We start from the raw sequence: 17276 nt of genomic DNA on the forward strand, positions 1-17276 counted from the left end.
AGTACGCACCGCGCTCGCGACGCATTTAGCCGTCGTCGGCCAGAAACATTCCGCCACCCGACGCATTCACTCTCCTGCAGTCGACAGACGCGGCCCGAAGGAGTTCGGTTCCGCTGCCTGTGTGGCTGAGCGCGAGGAGAGTGACGTGCAAATCTCCGGCCGATTGGAACTATCGCGGCGCCATTTGTTGATTGCCGGAGCTGCCTCGCTGGCGGCCTCCTCCACGGCGTTGCCCACGCCTTCGGCAGCGGCGCCGCGAATTCCCCCGACAGGAGCACCTGTGATGACACGCGTGGCCTTTGACGTGAACGGCGAAACCCATCAGCTCGAGCTCGATACCAGGACCACGCTGCTCGATGCGTTGCGCGAGCATCTGCATCTGACGGGCACCAAGAAGGGTTGCGACCACGGCCAGTGCGGTGCCTGCACGGTGATCGTCGACGGACGGCGCATCAACTCCTGCCTGACGCTCGCGGTGATGCATGAGGGCGACGAGATCACGACGATCGAGGGGCTGGGCACGCCGGACGGGCTGCATCCGATGCAGGCGGCGTTTGTCAAGCACGACGGCTATCAATGCGGTTACTGCACGCCGGGACAGATCTGCTCGGCGGTCGCCGTGCTCGCCGAGATCAGGGCCGGCGTTCCGAGCCACGTCACGGACGATCTCAACGCGCCGATGCGGCTGAGCAATGCCGAGCTGCGCGAGCGGATGAGTGGCAACATCTGCCGCTGCGGTGCCTATTCCAACATTGCGGAAGCGATCGAAGAGGTCGCCGGGAGGAGCGCATGAGAGCCTTCAGTTACGAGCGGGCTCATTCGCCCGCGGAGGCGGCGAGCGCGGCGGCGCGCACGACGAATGCAAAATTCATCGCCGGCGGCACCAATCTGCTCGACCTGATGAAACTCGAGATCGAGACGCCGGCGCATCTGATCGACGTCAACGGCCTGGCGCTGGACAAGATCAAGCCGACCGGGCAAGGCGGCCTGTGGATCGGCGCGCTGGTGCGCAATACCGATCTCGCGGCCGATACGCGCATTCGGCGAGACTACGGCGTGCTGTCCCGTGCGCTACTCGCCGGCGCCTCCGGCCAGTTGCGCAACAAGGCGACGACCGCCGGCAATCTCTTGCAGCGAACCCGCTGTCCTTATTTCTACGACACCAATTTGCCCTGCAACAAACGCAAGCCCGGCAGCGGCTGTGCCGCGATTGGCGGCTTCAGCCGACAGCATGCGGTGGTCGGCGCGAGCGAGGCCTGTATCGCGACCCATCCGAGCGACATGGCAGTGGCGATGCGCGCGCTCGACGCGGTGGTCGAGACCGTGCGGCCCGACGGCACCACGCGATCGATCCCGATCGCCGAGTTGCATCGACTGCCCGGCGACAGCCCCGAGCTCGAGACCACGCTCGCGTCCGGCGAACTGATCACCGCGGTGACGTTACCGAAGCCGGTCGGTGGCACCCAGGCCTATCGAAAAGTCCGTGATCGCGCCTCCTATGCGTTTGCTCTCGTGTCGGTCGCCGCGATCGTGCAGCGCGACGGCACCGGCCGCGTCGCGCTCGGCGGCGTGGCGCACAAACCCTGGCGGGTCGAGACGGCGGAGGCGGAACTGCCTGATGGCGCCAAGGCCGTCGCTGCGCGCCTGTTCGCCGATGCGCGGCCGACAAAAGACAACGCATTCAAGCTGCCGCTCGCCGAGCGAACGCTCGCAGCGGTGCTGCGCGAGGCAAGGGTCTAGATCATGCGATTTGAACATCCCGCGACCTTCAATCCGATCGACCAGCTCAAGGTGGTCGGCCGTCCGACCAGCCGGATCGAAGGTCCGTTGAAGACGACGGGCACTGCGCCCTACGCCTATGAGCGGCACGATGTGGTGGCGAACCAGGCCTATGGCTATGTGGTTGGGGCCGCGGTCGGCAAGGGACGGATCGACGCCATCGAGCTCGCTGCCGCGAAGGCGGCGCCCGGCGTGCTTGCCATCGTCACCGCGGAGAATGCGGGAAAGCTCGGCAAGGGCGCGCTCAATATCGCGCCGCTGCTCGGCGGCCCGGAGATCGCTCATTATCATCAGGCCGTCGCCGTTGTGGTTGCCGAGACGTTCGAGCAGGCGCGCGCTGCCGCGCAGCTGGTTCGGATCGACTACGCCCAACAGGACGGCCGCTTCGATCTTGCTGCGTCGAAGGACGAGGCCACGAAACCCGATCCCAAGATCGGTGGCCCGGCCGATACGTCTGCTGGCGACTTCGCCGCGGCCTTTGCCAAGGCGGCGGTGCAGTTCGACGCCACCTACACCACGCCCGATCAGGCGCATGCGATGATGGAGCCGCACGCTTCGATCGCGGCCTGGGACGGCGACCGAGTCACGATCTGGACCTCGAACCAGATGATCGCCTGGGGTGCGGAGAACATGGCGGTGACGCTTGGCATCCCGAAGGAGCATGTTCGGCTGGTGTCGCCCTATGTCGGCGGCGGCTTTGGCGGAAAGCTGTTCCTGCGCGCCGATGCATTGCTGGCCGCGCTCGGCGCTCGCGCCGCCGGCCGCCCGGTGAAAGTCGCGCTGCAGCGTCCATTGATCTTCAACAATACCACGCACCGGCCGGCCACGATCCAGCGCATCCGGATCGGCGCCGAGCGCGACGGCAAAATCACCGCGATCGGCCATGAGAGTTGGTCCGGCAACCTCAAGGGTGGCGAACCGGAGACCGCAGTCGGGCAGACGCGACTGCTCTATGCCGGAGCCAACCGGATGACCGCGATGCGGCTGTCGGAACTCGATTTGCCGGAAGGCAATGCGATGCGCGCGCCGGGCGAAGCTTCCGGCATGATGGCGCTGGAGATCGCGATCGACGAACTAGCCGAGAAGCTCGACATCGATCCGATCGCGCTGCGCATCAAGAACGACACTCGGGTCGATCCAGAGCATCCGGAGCGGAAATTCTCGCAGCGCCAGTTCGTGCAGTGCCTCGACGAGGGCGCCGCGCGGTTCGGCTGGAGCAAGCGCAATGCCGAGCCTGGCAAGGTCCGCGACGGGCGCTGGCTGGTCGGCATGGGCGTCGCCGCCGCCTTCCGCAACAATCTTCTGACCAAATCGGCCGCGCGTGTGCGGCTCGATACCCGCGGTATGGTGACGGTTGAGACTGACATGACCGATATCGGCACCGGCTCCTACACCATCATCGCGCAGACCGCGGCCGAGATGATGGGTGTGCCGCTGGACAAGGTCGCGGTCCGGCTCGGCGACTCCGACTTTCCGGTCTCCTGTGGCTCGGGCGGGCAGTGGGGCGGCAACAACTCCACCGCCGGAGTCTATGCCGCCTGCGTCAAGCTGCGCGAGGCGATCGCGCAGAAGCTCGGCTTCAATTCCGACGAGGCGGAGTTTACCGACGGCATGGTCCACGCTGGCAATCGCAGCGTGCCGCTGGCGCAAGCGGCCGGCGACGGCGGCTTGACGGCCGAGGACGCCATCGAATATGGCGACCTTGCCAAGACCTACCAGCAGTCGACCTTCGGTGCGCATTTCGTCGAAGTCGGCGTCGATGCCGACACCGCGGAGATCCGGGTGCGGCGGATGCTCGCGGTCTGCGCGGCGGGCCGCATCCTCAATCCGACCGCGGCACGCAGCCAGGTGATCGGCGCCATGACGATGGGCGTCGGCGCGGCGCTGATGGAGGACCTGGTGGTCGACAAGCGCCACGGCCTTTTCGTCAACCACGACCTCGCCGGCTACGAGGTGCCCGTGCATGCCGACATCCCGCACCAGGACATGATCTTCCTCGAAGAGACCGATCCGATGTCGTCGCCGATGAAGGCCAAGGGCGTCGCCGAGCTCGGCATCTGCGGCGTCGCCGCCGCGGTCGCCAACGCAGTCCATAACGCGACCGGCATCCGCGTGCGCGACTATCCGATCACGCTGGACAAGCTGCTCGATCGGATGCCAGACGTCAGCTGAACGGGCTATGTGCCCAATATCGGGCTTAGGCTCCGTGCAAATCCGTGATACCGCGTGATCGCTGACGCCTTGATTTGGGCGCGGCGGAGAGGGAAACTGCGGTGGAACGCTGGGATACCAGGCGGCCACTGCAGGGGGGCCCGCGATTGGCGGACCGATTCTACGAGACCTTCCAGGACGTGGACCTGCGCAACCTCGTGCGGATCATTTCCGCCTGCACGCTCGGGCTCTGGGCCTTCGCCGCGGGCCTTCTGATCGGCACCTTCCTGTTCTCCTGACCGGGCGCGTCAGCCAGCCGCGGCGCCCAGCCTGCCGACGCGCGAGAGCAAGAGCTTCAGGATCGGCGACTTGTTGGCCTTGTGGTAGGCGATCACGAGGTCGAGCGTCGGGGCCTCGCCCTTGACCGGCCGGGTGATGATCGTCTCGGGCAGATAGCGGCTGGTGTAGGCCGGCAGCATCATCACCGCGCGCCGCGAGCTGATCATCGAGATGGCGTGGACGACATTGTGCACCTCATGCTCCGGCTTGAGATCGACCCCGGCGCGACCGAGATAGGCGAGCACGGCGCGGCGCACCGCGGGCGCCGACTTCGACGGCAGATAGAACGTCTCGTTCGCGATGTCCTGCGGCGCGATCGCAGCGTGTGACGCCAGGCGATGGTCGCTCGGAAACACGAAGACCAGCGGATCGCTGCGCACCCGTGTGCAGGCCAGCTCGTCCATCTGCTCTTCCGGCCGCATGAAGGCCGCATCGAGCTTGCGCCGCATCAGGGCCTTGGCGAGCACCGGCGAATAGTCGCTCGACAGGCGGATATCGATGCCGGGAAACTCGGCGCGCAGCACGCGCTCGACCTCGGGCAATAGATCGATCTCGGCGCCCGACAAAAAACCGAGCGCAAAACTCGGCTTCGGCGGCTGCGCCGCGCGGAGCGCCGCTTCCTTGGCGGCCTCGGCTTGCAACAGCGCCATGCGGGCGTGGTCGAGAAAGGCCTTGCCCGCCGCGGTCAGCTCGATGCCCTGCGCGCCGCGGCTCATCAAGGGCACGCCGACCTCCTGCTCGAGATCGCGGATTTGCCGGCTCAGTGAAGGCTGCGAGGTATGCAGCTTCTGCTCGGCGGCGACCGTTAGGCTGCCGGCATCGGCCACCGCGACGAAGTAGCGGAGATGCCGAAGCTCCATCACGGCCTCCCATATCTCACGAGCATGGGGCCAGCCTACAAAGTCTTTTTCAAGCTCGCCAGCGTTCTCTATAGCGAGGCGCATTCGATAACGACTCCGCCTGGCGGGCAGAGCGCATCGACGCCGTGGTCTGTCCGGCTCGGCACAGCGATGGCCATTTCTGGGATCATGCAAATGTCGAAGGGGATCGGAGCCGCGCTGTTGGTCCTGCTGATGACAGGGCTCGGCAGCGCTGCGGCGCAGTCTCCCGGCGATCAATCAAGGGCAAGCGCCATGGCACAGGACGTCGCGACCATCAAGCAGGCCTTGCTCGGAGACTGGGAGAGCATCGCGCCCGAGATCCGGCCGAGCAAAAATCCGGACGGCTCGATCAAACCGTTCTATCTCAAGCGCGCCTTCAAATATCTGCCATCCGACCGCTTCGAGCTCGAAATCGTCAACTCGGCCGATCCGTACGGCAAGGTGCCGCTCGCGAAGATCAGGATCGTCGGCCACGTGACCTGGGAAGGCGCGCATCCGATCGCGCCCGGCGCGCAAAAGGTCAATTTCACCGCGGATGAGGCCTACGAGGTCACGCCGCTGGTGCAAGGCTTCGCCGATATCCTCAACAAGGTCGCCTCCGCGGGTTACGCGCCCTGGGCGGTCAACGCGTCGCAGAGCGTCTTCGGCAAGTCGTTCGCGCCCTTTGCGCTGAAGGAGGGGACCAACTTCATGGAATACGACCTGGTCTATCTCCGCGGCGATCTGTTGTTCTGGGGCGCCCGCAACGTCGACGGCCGCGGCTTCGATACCGAGCAGAACCGCCCGACCAATCTGCAGATCCCGTTGGCCCGGAAATAGCGCAACGTCATTGCGAGCGAAGCGAAGCAATCCATTCCTCCGCACACGCGGAGCGATGGATTGCTTCGTTGCTTCGCTTCTCGCAATGACGGAAGACATGCATTCTCATTCTCTCAGAACGACGTCCCGCCCCCGAACCTGAACTCCTGCACGATGTCGTATTTACCCTTGGTCAGCGGCACCGCGTAGTCGAATCGCAGCGGTCCGAACGGCGAGGCCCAGATCAGGCCGACGCCGACCGACGAGCGGATCACGCTGCTGTCGTCATATTGCAGGCCGCAATTCGGGCAGGCCGCCGTATTGACCTCGCCGGTCGCAGCCCACGAGGTCGGGCCCTTGTAGTCCCACAGCGAGCCGGCATCGGCGTAGACCGAGCCCTTCAGGCCGACTTCAGGCGGCAGGAACCAGAACGGCATCTGCAGCTCGAACGACGCGCCCCAATATTTGGTGCCGCCGAGCGCATCGCCGGCCGCGCCGAAGTCGATATAGGTGATGTCGCGCGGACCGATGCCGTTGGTGGCGAAGCCGCGCACCAGGTTGGGACCCATCTGGAAGTTGTCCAGCATGCGCAGATCGTGGTCGCCGACCTGGTTCAGGATGCCGCCCTGCAAATGCACCAGCCCGACCAGATCGGACACCAGCGGCGTGTAGTATTTCGCATCGACCGTGCTCTTGAGATAGCTGACATTGCCGCCGACGCCGGCAAAATCCTGCTTGAAATCGATCAGGAGGCCGTCGGTCGGATTCTTGGTGTTGTCGAGCGTGTTGTAGGTCAGCGTGTAGCCGACCGCCGAGGTCCACGCCGTGCCGTCGGCGAGCTCCTCGCGCACCGGAAGCGTCGTTTCGCCGTCGGCATAGCAGCCATAGCCGTAGTAGCCGGAGCTGGTGGAGTTGGTGGGATCGACGCCGCCGAGCACGTTCTTGATGTAGTTCGGCGTCGGATTGAACGCCAGCGAGGCGTTGTTCGCATTGTTGTTGCAGTTGTTGTAGGCGCTCGCCAACGTGATGTTCTGCTCATAGAGCGAATAGCGCAGCTGCAGCGTCAGGTCCTCGCGCAGCGCAATGCCGATGCGCGGCGAGAATCCCAGCGTGGTCACGCCGTAGCTCGCATAATCGCTTTGCAATTGCTGCCGGTAATACACGTCCAGCCCGAGCGCGAGCCGCTGCCCGAACAGGTAGGGCTCGACAAAGGACAGCGAGGCGCCGCGGGTGTATTGGCCATAGGTGACGGAGGCCTTCGCGTAGAGGCCGCGGCCGAGCAAATTGCGTTCGGAAATCGAGACCTCGGCCAGCGCGCCGTCGGTCGTGGAATAGCCGCCCGAGATCGAGAAGTCGCCGGTCGATTTCTCCTCGAGATCGACGTTGAGGATGACGCGGTCGCTGGACGAGCCCCGCTCGGTCGTCAGCTTGACCGATTTGAAGAAGTCGAGGTTCTTCAGCCGCCGCTCGGCCCGGTCGACCAGCGCGCGGTTGTAGGCATCGCCCTCGGAGATGTCGAACTCGCGCAGGATCACGTAATCCCGCGTCCTGGTGTTACCGCGCAGATTGATGCGCTCGATATAGGTGTGCGGGCCGTCGTCGATATTGAAGACGATGGAGACGGTATGCGCCTCGAAATTGCGGTCGCCGTTCGGACGCACCACGGCAAAGGCGAAGCCGCGGCGCGACGCCTCGATCTGCATGTCCTCGACCGACTTCTCGACTTGCTCGACATTGTACATCGCGCCGACGCCGATACGGGAATAGGGGCGCAGCACGGCGGCGTCGAAGTTCGGCACGCTCGATCGGAAATCGACCGACGTGACGCGGTATTGCTGGCCTTCCTCGATCTTGAAGGTGACCAGGAAGCCTTTGTTCCCGGGATCATATTCGGTCAGCGCCGCCACTACGACGGCGTCGGCATAGCCATGCTTCAGATAGAAGCGCCGGATCAGGTCGCGATCGGCCTCGACGCGATCGGGATCGTAGACGTCGCCGTCGCCGAGGAAGCTCAGCAAATTGTGCTGATGGGTCTTGATGGCGTCGCGCAGCCGCGCGGCGGAGAACGCGCTGTTGCCGGTGAACTCGACGGTCCTGACCACGGTTTTGGCGCCCTCATCGATGTTGAAGACGAGGTCGACGCGGCTGTTCGGCTGCTCGATGACTTCTGGCGTGACATGCACGTCGTAGCGGCCGGAGTGGCGGTAGATCTCGGCGATCCGCAGCGTGTCGGACTGCACCAGCGCGCGCGAGAAGGTGCCGCGCGGCTTGGACTGGATCTCGGCGGACAATTGCTCGTCCTTGATCTTCTTGTTGCCCTCGAAGGCGAGGCGGCCGATCACGGGGTTCTCGATCACGTTCACGACGATCTGGTTGCCGTTGCGGCTGATCCTGACGTCCTGGAACAGCCCGGTCTCGATCAGCGCCTTCAGCCCGTCATCGACCGCCGCCTGGTCGAGCCGCCCGTCGCGGTCGGTCTTGAAGTAGGAGCGCACGGTCTCCGCCTCGATGCGGCGGTTGCCATTGACGACGATGCCCTGCGCGGTCTGGGCTGTGGCCCGCGCCGGCATCAGCGTCGCAACGCATGCAGCCAACAACACGATCCCGGCAATCGCCGCGGCGAACCTCGCGCCCCGCATAAGCTCAAATCCTTCCCGACCAGTCACCCTCAGCTCTGAAGACGGGAGCGCGGTGGCGGCGGTGTGGCTTGCAGATTGCGGGCTTGTTTCAAGTGGTTCGGAATTGTCATTGCCGCTGCGGTTGGTGCAGGGCGGACGGATCTATGGCCGTGCTCAATCAACCGGTTTGCCGGCTGCGGAACGCGCGGCGTGCCGTCGTGCAAATGATTGCTGACGCAAAGTTCGGCAATCAACGCGGCGTTTACTTCGCCCCAGGGCGACGCGAGAGGCGCGATAGCACAGCTCCGCTCCTCGCCGGCGGCCCAAACCCCCTTGAAAAGGGGAGGTCACTTTGCTCGCAGAGCAAAGCGGGTGGGGATCTGGTCTATCCATGCGTACCTACGCCTGCGGCTGACCCCCATCCCGACCTTCCCCCTTTCAGGGGAACGAGAAACCGCCGGTCGGTCCCACCTGCGGCATTTTGCCCGGGCGCCCGCCCGACACGCCCCTCAGCAACGTCTGTTTACAGCCAGCAATATTCGGCTCGGCGAGTTGCCACGATCGGCATGCAAACGGCACCTGATCCGGCCTGCCGGATGCGAACCGAATTCGCCCGCCGCGCGCAAATGCCGTTCGGGCATCCCCGACCCAAGGGCGCCCGGACGATGAACCTCGACCATATCGATGCAGATCAATCCGTCGGATTAACGCATGGCCTCGACCGCGCCATGAGCCTGCAGACCATCCTCATCGTCGAGGACGATCAGGAGACCCGCAATCTGATCGCGCGCTATCTGCGCGAGAACGGATTTGCGGCCGGCATGGTGGCGAACGGCCGAGAGATGGATCGTTATCTGGCGCAGAACCGCGTCGACCTGGTCGTGCTCGACATGATGCTGCCCGGCGAGGACGGCCTCAGCCTGTGCCGCCGCATCCGCAACGAGCGCTCGACGCCGATCATCTTCCTCACGGCGAAGGGTGACGAAGTCGATCGCATCCTCGGGCTCGAGATGGGCGCGGACGATTATCTGCCGAAGCCGTTCAATCCGCGCGAGCTCCTGGCCCGCATCAACGCCGTGCTGCGACGCCAGCAGGCTGGACATTCCGAAGTCGGCAACACCTGGAAGCGGCTGAAGTTCGAGGGCTGGGCGATCGACTTCCGGATGCGCGAATTGCGCGACCCCGACGGCGCCCTGATTCCGCTGACCAGCGCCGAGTTCGACCTGCTGCAGGCCTTCTGCGAGCGGCACGGCCGCATCCTCAGCCGCGACAGCCTGCTCAATCTGACCGGGCGGCCAGGCGGTCCGTTCGGCCGCAGCGTCGACGTGCTGGTCAGCCGCCTGCGCGGCAAGCTCGACCGGACGGAAGGCGCCTCGATGATCCGGACGGTGCGGACCGGCGGCTATATCTTCACGCCGCATGTAGAAGAAGCGTGAGCTGGTTCGCCAGGCTCGCGCAGCTGTTCAGCTTCAGGCGCATCAGCGGCCAGATCGCGGCGCTGATCCTGGTTTCGCTGGTGCTGATGCATGTGCTGATGGCGGGCTACTTCCTGCTCCGGCACCGCGAGCCGCGGCTGTTGGCGGACGAACCGGTGCAGCAGTTCGTCATGATCGCCCGGATTGTCGCGCGGACGCCCGTCGCCGATCGCGCCGCACTGGTGCGCGATATCGCGCACGCACTCCCGCATCTGCAACTGCGCCTGACGGAGGCCGCCGCGGTCATCCCGGCGGTCCAGGCCGGGCCAACCCGCGTCATCGTTCGGTCGCTGGTCGAGGGCCCGCTCGAACTGGTCGAGCGGCCGCCGCCCGAGAAGACCGGCGTGCAGTTTCATCTTGCCGACGGCAGCCTGCTCGAGGCTGTCGCCGGGACGCTGCATTTGCCGCCGTTCATCACCGGCTTCTGGGCGAGCACGCTGCTGTTCCTGTTCATGAGCGTGACGCTGCTCGGGCTCTGGGCCGGCCGCGCACTGAGCCGGCCGCTCTCCGCATTCGCCCGTGCCGCGGAGAACTTCGACGTCGACCGCATTTCACCGCCGTTTCCGGAAAGCGGCCCCGAGGAGGTCAGGTCTGCCGCGCGGGCGCTGAACGCGATGCGCGAGCGGATCGCCGCGCTGATGAAGGACCGGATGCGGATGCTGGCCGCGATCAGCCACGATCTGCGCACGCCGATCACCCGGCTTCGGCTGCGCTCCGAATTCATCGCGGAGGAGGCGCAGCGAACGCAGACCCTGCGCGACCTCGACCAGATGCAATCGATGCTGGAATCGGTGCTGACGCTGCTGCGCAGCGGCAATGTCGTGGAGCCGACGCTGGTCGACGTCGCAGCCCTGGTCCAATTGGTGTGCGAGCAGTTCTCGGACTGCGGTCATGCGGTGGCCTATCTCGGCCCGAAGCGGCTCAAGCTCACCGTCAGGTCCGACGAGATCAGGCGCGCCGTCACCAATCTGGTCGAGAACGCGGCGCGCTTCGGCAACCAGGTACAGGTGTCGCTGATCGTAAGCGACGCCACCGCGACCATCGAGGTCGCGGACAATGGGCCGGGAATTCCCGAGCACAAGAAGTCCGTCATGCTCGAACCCTTTGTGCGCGGCGACGAAGCCCGCACCATGGACGAAAGCAGCGGCTTCGGCCTCGGCCTGTCGATCACGCAGACCATCGCGCAGACCCATGGCGGCTCGCTGTCGCTGCTCGACAACGTCCCGCACGGCCTGCGCGCCGTCATGCGGCTTCCGTGCGTGGCGGGGTGAGCAGTTGACCTCCAGCGTCACGGTATCCCGCGTGCGGGGGTGACGACACCGCGTGCTTGATTGCGCGACAGCGCCACAAATTCACTGCCGTCCCGGCGAAGGCCGGGACCCATAACCACCAAATGTCATTGCTGCCCGACGCCGGGACGCCGCGTCCCGATCACGGCATTCGCCGCGGAGTATGGGTCCCGGCCTTCGCCGGGACGACATGTGGAGAGAGCAGCGAACGCGTCACCCCGCCAGCACCGCATCCGCGCCGGTGACGCCCTCCGCGCTTTCCGTCACCGTTTTCTCCAGCGATGGGGCCTGCACGGAGATGTTCTCGGCAAAGAACCGCGCCAGCGCGACGTAGCGCTGCGGCTCGGCGTCGCCATTGGCCTTGGCGGCGAGCGCCGCGCCAGCCAGCATGCAGCCGCCGAGCGTGGCGCCGAACAGGCGCAGATACGGGGTGGCGCCGGCGAGCGCATCGTTCGGCGCGGAGGCGAGGCGCTCGAGCAGCCATTTGCTCGCGCGCTCCAGCGCGGCATGCGCGTCGCGCAGTTTGGTCCCCGTGGTGCCGAACGCCGGATCGTTCGAGGCCTCGACCTGCTTGATGGTGGCGGCGAGCTCGTCGAGCAGCGCCCACACCGAGGCGCCGCCATTGGCGCCGAGCTTGCGGGTGACGAGGTCGATCGACTGGATGCCGTTGGTGCCTTCATAGATCGAGGTGATGCGGGCGTCGCGATAGTGCTGAGCCGCGCCGGTCTCCTCGATAAAACCCATGCCGCCATGGATCTGGACGCCGAGATAGGCGACCTCGTTGCCGATGTCGGTGGAGAACGCTTTTGCGATCGGCGTCAGCAGCGCGCCGCGTGCGGCGGCGTCCGCGCGCACCTTGGCATCCTTGGCGCGCACGGAAACGTCGAGTGCGACCGCGGTGGCGTAGCAGATCGAGCGCGCCGCCGCCGTCATGCTGCGCATCTGCATCAGCATGCGCTTGACGTCGGGATGCACGATGATCGGATCCATGCCGTCGGCCTTGCGGCCGATCGCCTTGCCCTGCTTGCGCTCCTGCGCATAGGCCAACGCCTGCTGATAGGCGCGGTCGGCAATGCCGACGCCTTCGAGGCCGACGCCGAGCCGGGCCTGGTTCATCATCGTGAACATGCAGCGCATGCCCTGGTTCTCTTCGCCGATCAGATAGCCGATCGCGCCGCCTTGATCGCCCATGGTCATGGTGCAGGTCGGCGAAGCGTGCATGCCGAGCTTGTGCTCGACGCCGCTGGCATGGATGTCGTTGCGCGCGCCAAGCGCGCCGTCGGCATTGACCAGGAATTTCGGAACGAGAAACAGCGAGATCCCCTTGGTCCCGGCAGGCGCATCGGGCAATCGTGCGAGCACGAAATGCACGATATTGTCGGTCATGTCGTGCTCGCCATAGGTGATGAATATCTTGGTGCCCTTGATGCGGTAGGTGCCGTCGGCCTGCTTTTCCGCGCGGGTGCGCAGCGCGCCGACATCGGAGCCGGCATTGGGCTCGGTGAGTTGCATCGTGCCGGTCCATTCGCCGGTGACGAGCTTCTCCAGATAGATTTGCTTCAACTCTGCACTGCCATGGGCGTCGAGCGCCTCGATCGCCGACAGTGTCAGGAGCGGGCAGAGGCCGAACGCGACGTTCGAGGCGCTCCAGATCTCGGTGCAGGCGGCATTGATCGCCAGCGGCAGCCCCTGGCCGCCGAACGCTTCCGGTCCCGACACCGCGTTCCATCCGGCGGCGGTCCAACGCTGATAGGCGTCGGGCCAGCCGGGCGCCGTCGTCACCTTGCCGTCATCGAGCTTGATGCCGTGCTCGTCGCCGATTTTGTTCAGCGGCGCCAGCACGTCGGACGCGAACTTGCCGGCTTCTTCCAAGACCGCGGCGGTGATGTCGCCGTCGAAATCGCCGTAATGACCGGCCGCGACGGCGGCTGCGAGGCCCGCGCCATGATTGAGGGACAACAGGATGTCGTTGATCGGCGCGCGATAGGTCATGGCGATTACTCCCGAGAACGTGTTTGGAAATTGTCTTCCCATGAAACCGGCGGCCTCTCAACAGGCCGAACGGACATCACCTGGTCCGCTTCGGTCACCGCGGCGTTGCCTTAGGGGTGTCGACATTGGCCGGCGGCTTTCGCCTGAATTCGCTCGTTAGGCTGTTGAAATGGCCGTTCTCACTCTATAGACCGGCGTTGCCCTCGATCGGCGCGTTGGGGCGTAGCCAAGCGGTAAGGCAGCGGATTTTGATTCCGCCATTCGGAGGTTCGATCCCTCCCGCCCCAGCCATTGATATTACTACAGAAATCCCATTTCTGGGATCATTTGGAAATGACGGAGTTCGCTGCCCGTTGAGGAAAAGGCCGCAGTTTCATAGGAGCGTCCGGAGACCAAGCCGGAAGATCGGGGACGGCCAGATCGGTTCTGCAGGCCCAACGAGCCTAACGTCGGTTTACCTTGGTTACCCTGGCTCATAAACGCAGTTCACCAAGCGACCCGGCTGGCTCGCATGAGCGCAAGGACTACCTCGAGGAACCCGTCTTGCCGGGGGTCCGCAATCTCGATGACGAAAGATATTCCTCCATTTGCGATGTGGCCCGAAGCTGTCCAATTTTGTCCAACAGCAACTCCAGGTTCGCAATCTGCGCCTCGATAGAGGCCTTCTCGGTGGCGATTTCGGATTCTGATAAAGGAGATTTCGGTCGACGACGACGCTGCATGCTAGACGTGCTCGCGATTGCGGCTTTCGCCGTTGGGTAAACAGAGATTACCTATTTAATACGCCAGCGCGTCATTATCGGTTTCAGATCGAGCAAAAATAGCGGGTCTGCCTTAAACGCATAAGAAATCATCCAAATTTTATGTTCTGATTAAAATCTATGGGTCCATAGAACAATATTATGTGTAACGCGGCCCGGGCCAATGCAAAATGGCTGCCCGCCGATTGACGTGGTTTCCGGCGGACGCGCATCGGGCAATGACTTCAGATGCCAGATATGGCTTTCCGGCCGAGCGTCAACGCAGGAACGATGCCGGTCATCGGCTTGAGCGCGGGGCTCCGGGATATCGATCGACCGCTGCGGAGCAGGCGTCTTGTGGCCTACCGCATGATGCGACCTTTTCATCCAACTCGCCGCCGCATCCCGTTGCAGAACCGTGCTACCAGATCGAGAGTGTTGTGCGCTTCAACGAGTACCTGATTGGCCCGTGCTCGTTCGCTTGACCCTTCTTGAAAGCCATTTCGCCAGGCGCGGAGCTCTTCAACGCGACGTCGATATCTCGCCAACACGTCCTCTGCGAAGGCTACCTGCTCGGAGCTTCGGTCCAGCTTGCCCTGTTCTTCGATCAGGAGTTGATTGAGAGCCGTTCTTCTCTCGAAAGGGAGATCGCGGTCTTGCAGCCTGTCCAGGAGGTTCCGAATATTCTCGCGTGCGATCGACTGTTGCTGTTCAGGCGCCGGTCCATGCGATGAAGCTCTCTCGTCAAGGGAAGCGACTTGAAGCCGACCTATCGCGTCCAACGCCACGTCGAGGTTTGCAATCCTGGTTTCGAGCTTAATCCTTTCTGCTTGTTTCCGAGCCTTCGACTTTCCGGAATGCGGCATCCTTGCCCTCGAGTTCTGAATCAACCTCAGTTGTTTTGGTTCAAAAGGATAAACCCTGCTGTTGGAGAAAATTCCCGCGGCAACAAAGATATCTGGTTCTACAATCAGTCAATAATGCACGGACGAGCAGCCATATAATTTAGTGCAAGTAATTCCGCTGAAGATATCCGGCCTTCTACGGCGTAGGTGCCATGAAAGTACGTGGAACTACGGACAACATACTGTCCTTCGCCGCGCGTCATCCGACGGCCACCGGTCGAAGGTGCCACAATCCGCAAGTGCCCTTTTTGCTGAAGCTCGAGCACCGCCGCGTTGCCGGCCTTGGAAGTCGCGGTCGCGGTCGAGTTGGGCGCTGCATTCGCGAAATTGACGATATTCATTGTCCTGCAAATATATGGCATTGAATAATAATTAAAACCGACATAATGTTTAAATTACGAATTAAATGTTAAGTTTGTTATTTTGGCGTTTGTGTGAGGGCCATATTATGGTGTGCATTGATGATTCGCTCGATAGAATTCGAGCTGAAGTCACCAACCTGACCCCCTTTTCGCGGGTTGCGTCGAACCCCCGTGCATTGGAAACGCAGATCAGGGCCCGCAAGAATATCCTAAATGAAATAGAGGCGATCCATCGCCGATTCAATTCTTGGCTGTCCCAACGGGAGGTCTCATCAGCGATGGCGACCACGGGAGAGTCAGGGCGGCGCCGCTCTCCAGGCGTGAGGGGGCGTCGGAATGCGTCGCGCCGCAAACGGCAGCGAAACGGGGGCGTCTCATGACAGTTGGATGTGGTCATGATTGATCTGACGCCTCACTATCGCATATTTGAGGCCGAAAAGAATGCGCGGGAATGTCAGGCGTCAACGTTGAGCCAAATGAGCGCCGTCATAATAAGCAACAAAATATCCGAATATATGGTGTTTAAATGTCTGTGCGATGACGCCGGGTCACTTGTGCGCCGACTGCCGGAATAGTATGTGTTGAGATAGCGAAGCAACGGGAATGCCGAAGGCGAACGATGTCTCTAAAGAAACTCGACCTGGAAAGCATGGCAGTAGATGAGCTGTGGTCTCTGCATGAGCAGGTCACGAGAGTCCTGTCGGCGAGGATCAACGCAGAGAAGATCGAACTCGAAAAGCGCCTTGTGATCCTCAATCGGGGCAGGGATGCCGTCGAGGGAGGCGATGACTGGCAGGCAACGAGCGGTAGCGGGAAGGCGAGGCGCAAATATCCGAGAGTGCTTCCGAAGTACCGCAATCCAGACGTGCCTTCGGAGACTTGGTCGGGGCGCGGGAAGTTGCCGCGCTGGCTGGCTGCTGCAATGAAGTCTGGGCATAAGATCGAAGAGTTTCGCATCGGCGAGACGGGCCGTGCGAAGGGCCGGCGCTAAAACAGCGATCTAACGGCAATTCCTGGTTGGCGCGTCGGGCCGATTTCAGGCTGCAAGCAGCTAAATCTCGCGTCTCCGGGTCATTTTTGGATCCGGGCGGGCGATCCGTAGGCTTTGGATCGCGCAGGGATATCCCGGTTTACCAGAGAGTTTGCGCCAATAATGGCTCCGTCACCGATGGTGACCCCCATCTGCACGATCGCGTTCGGTCCGATGTATACGCCGTGTCCGATCTTTGTCGGCGCGTAGTCAATCGGCTCGACGCCCAGCGAGACCGAGCGCCTGACAGTGTTGTGCGTGTAGATCTGGGTGCCGGCCGAGATCGAGCACCAATCCCCGATATCGAGACCTTGTCCTGAGCCGTCCAGGATGCAGCCGGGGCCAATCCACGTGTTGCGTCCCACCCGGACGTTGCCCAAAACGAGGACGCTGTCATACATTGTCGTTCCCTCGCCGAAGCCGCATTCGGCTGCGTTTTCGGACCGTTCCGTAAGAAGGTCGGCCAGGGAAACTCTGCGGTTAAATTGCTGCTTCTTTCGCTTTGCCAGTATTTTTAGGAAATGGCGAATAATGCCCAACCAGCGCGCCGATCGGTCAAATTCGAGCGTTTCGGCATCGCGCATTGGTGCCATGGGCAGGGGCCTCGTGCGCCGGTCATAGCGATGCGCAGCCGGTCTCTGCCGGCAAACTCGCAACAAATCAGATCCTCGCGGCTCGGCTCAGTGATAAGCTTTCCGGCTGGCCCTCGACCGCCTGTCGCCCGGCATCGCGGCATTGCAGGGCTGCAGTCTTCCCCGGCATTGTCCTCGCCGTGATTGCTCTACAAGAAGAGTGGCGGCCCGGAGCTCCGCGCGCAACTGGCTTACGCTCCTTAGCTGCGCGATGAAATCATCCAGGAATTCCAGGCGCCGGTCAAAAACGGTCGTCCCTTGAATATCCGATACTTTAATTGTCGA

General features: G+C 63.3%; 13 protein-coding genes and 1 tRNA gene. 9 read left to right on the forward strand and 5 right to left on the reverse strand.

Features of this window, described 5'->3' with window-relative positions:
- Positions 1 to 190: 190 nt before the first annotated feature.
- The 4 genes from paoA to IC762_RS35575 all read left to right on the forward strand — a co-directional run bounded on the left by paoA (position 191) and on the right by IC762_RS35575 (position 4229).
- Positions 191 to 793, forward strand: coding sequence for an aldehyde dehydrogenase iron-sulfur subunit PaoA (paoA, locus tag IC762_RS09595; protein WP_433995903.1), 603 nt, complete (start codon positions 191 to 193; stop codon positions 791 to 793).
- Positions 790 to 1740, forward strand: coding sequence for an FAD binding domain-containing protein (locus tag IC762_RS09600; RefSeq protein WP_195788562.1), 951 nt, complete (start codon positions 790 to 792; stop codon positions 1738 to 1740). The genes paoA and IC762_RS09600 overlap by 4 nt, the downstream gene beginning before the upstream one ends.
- Positions 1741 to 1743: 3 nt before the next feature.
- Positions 1744 to 3951, forward strand: a complete 2208-nt coding sequence (paoC, locus tag IC762_RS09605) for an aldehyde oxidoreductase molybdenum-binding subunit PaoC (protein WP_195788563.1) — start codon at positions 1744 to 1746, stop codon at positions 3949 to 3951.
- A 146-nt stretch (positions 3952 to 4097) separates the two neighbouring features.
- Positions 4098 to 4229 (forward strand): hypothetical protein, encoded by a 132-nt coding sequence (locus IC762_RS35575; protein ID WP_283816354.1) that lies wholly within the window; start codon positions 4098 to 4100, stop codon positions 4227 to 4229.
- A gap of 9 nt (positions 4230 to 4238) precedes the next feature.
- On the opposite strand, the gene IC762_RS09610 is transcribed toward IC762_RS35575, so the two are convergent.
- A complete protein-coding gene (locus IC762_RS09610; RefSeq protein ID WP_195788564.1) occupies positions 4239 to 5129 on the reverse strand; it encodes a LysR family transcriptional regulator in 891 nt (296 codons plus the stop codon).
- A 174-nt stretch (positions 5130 to 5303) separates the two neighbouring features.
- Here IC762_RS09610 and IC762_RS09615 point away from each other — a divergent pair, with 174 nt between their 5' ends.
- A complete protein-coding gene (locus tag IC762_RS09615; RefSeq protein ID WP_210338432.1) occupies positions 5304 to 5969 on the forward strand; it encodes a hypothetical protein in 666 nt (221 codons plus the stop codon).
- 113 nt (positions 5970 to 6082) lie between these two features.
- On the opposite strand, the gene bamA is transcribed toward IC762_RS09615, so the two are convergent.
- Positions 6083 to 8518, reverse strand: a complete 2436-nt coding sequence (gene bamA, locus IC762_RS09620; RefSeq protein ID WP_246801631.1) for an outer membrane protein assembly factor BamA — start codon at positions 8516 to 8518, stop codon at positions 6083 to 6085.
- 776 nt (positions 8519 to 9294) lie between these two features.
- Between bamA and IC762_RS09625 the strand changes: the two genes are divergently transcribed.
- Together IC762_RS09625 and IC762_RS09630 are read left to right on the forward strand one after the other, a co-directional pair.
- Positions 9295 to 10002: a response regulator gene (locus tag IC762_RS09625; RefSeq protein WP_195790071.1), complete on the forward strand. Its 708-nt coding sequence runs from the start codon at positions 9295 to 9297 to the stop codon at positions 10000 to 10002.
- Positions 9999 to 11312: an ATP-binding protein gene (locus IC762_RS09630; protein WP_246801500.1), complete on the forward strand. Its 1314-nt coding sequence runs from the start codon at positions 9999 to 10001 to the stop codon at positions 11310 to 11312. Before IC762_RS09625 ends, IC762_RS09630 begins: the two co-directional genes overlap by 4 nt.
- Before the next feature lie 231 nt (positions 11313 to 11543).
- Here the strand turns inward: IC762_RS09630 and IC762_RS09635 are convergent, their stop codons facing one another.
- The gene (locus IC762_RS09635; protein ID WP_195788566.1) at positions 11544 to 13322 is read right to left on the reverse strand and encodes an acyl-CoA dehydrogenase; all 1779 of its coding nucleotides are present in this window, start codon (positions 13320 to 13322) and stop codon (positions 11544 to 11546) included.
- Positions 13323 to 13538: 216 nt separating this feature from the next.
- Between IC762_RS09635 and IC762_RS09640 the strand changes: the two genes are divergently transcribed.
- Positions 13539 to 13613 (forward strand) — tRNA-Gln (locus tag IC762_RS09640).
- A gap of 1419 nt (positions 13614 to 15032) precedes the next feature.
- Here IC762_RS09640 and IC762_RS09645 read toward each other — a convergent pair.
- Positions 15033 to 15308, reverse strand: a complete 276-nt coding sequence (locus tag IC762_RS09645) for a hypothetical protein (protein WP_195788567.1) — start codon at positions 15306 to 15308, stop codon at positions 15033 to 15035.
- A gap of 640 nt (positions 15309 to 15948) precedes the next feature.
- On the opposite strand from IC762_RS09645, the gene IC762_RS09650 reads away from it, so the two are divergent.
- Positions 15949 to 16320: an H-NS family nucleoid-associated regulatory protein gene (locus IC762_RS09650; RefSeq protein WP_195788568.1), complete on the forward strand. Its 372-nt coding sequence runs from the start codon at positions 15949 to 15951 to the stop codon at positions 16318 to 16320.
- 80 nt (positions 16321 to 16400) lie between these two features.
- Here IC762_RS09650 and IC762_RS09655 read toward each other — a convergent pair whose 3' ends face one another.
- Positions 16401 to 16952, reverse strand: coding sequence for an acyltransferase (locus IC762_RS09655; RefSeq protein WP_195788569.1), 552 nt, complete (start codon positions 16950 to 16952; stop codon positions 16401 to 16403).
- Positions 16953 to 17276: the final 324 nt, after the last annotated feature.

This window comes from Bradyrhizobium genosp. L, from assembly GCF_015624485.1.
Taxonomy (GTDB): Bacteria; Pseudomonadota; Alphaproteobacteria; order Rhizobiales; family Xanthobacteraceae; genus Bradyrhizobium.

Coding starts and splice junctions, on each gene's coding strand:
- IC762_RS09600 (WP_195788562.1), top strand. CDS start 790: ATGAGAGCCTTCAGTTACGAGCGGGCTCATTCGCCCGCGGAGGCGGCG.
- paoC (WP_195788563.1), top strand. CDS start 1,744: ATGCGATTTGAACATCCCGCGACCTTCAATCCGATCGACCAGCTCAAG.
- IC762_RS09610 (WP_195788564.1), bottom strand. CDS start 5,129: ATGGAGCTTCGGCATCTCCGCTACTTCGTCGCGGTGGCCGATGCCGGC.
- IC762_RS09615 (WP_210338432.1), top strand. CDS start 5,304: ATGTCGAAGGGGATCGGAGCCGCGCTGTTGGTCCTGCTGATGACAGGG.
- bamA (WP_246801631.1), bottom strand. CDS start 8,518: ATGCCGGCGCGGGCCACAGCCCAGACCGCGCAGGGCATCGTCGTCAAT.
- IC762_RS09625 (WP_195790071.1), top strand. CDS start 9,295: ATGAGCCTGCAGACCATCCTCATCGTCGAGGACGATCAGGAGACCCGC.
- IC762_RS09635 (WP_195788566.1), bottom strand. CDS start 13,322: ATGACCTATCGCGCGCCGATCAACGACATCCTGTTGTCCCTCAATCAT.
- IC762_RS09645 (WP_195788567.1), bottom strand. CDS start 15,308: ATGAATATCGTCAATTTCGCGAATGCAGCGCCCAACTCGACCGCGACC.
- IC762_RS09650 (WP_195788568.1), top strand. CDS start 15,949: ATGTCTCTAAAGAAACTCGACCTGGAAAGCATGGCAGTAGATGAGCTG.
- IC762_RS09655 (WP_195788569.1), bottom strand. CDS start 16,952: ATGGCACCAATGCGCGATGCCGAAACGCTCGAATTTGACCGATCGGCG.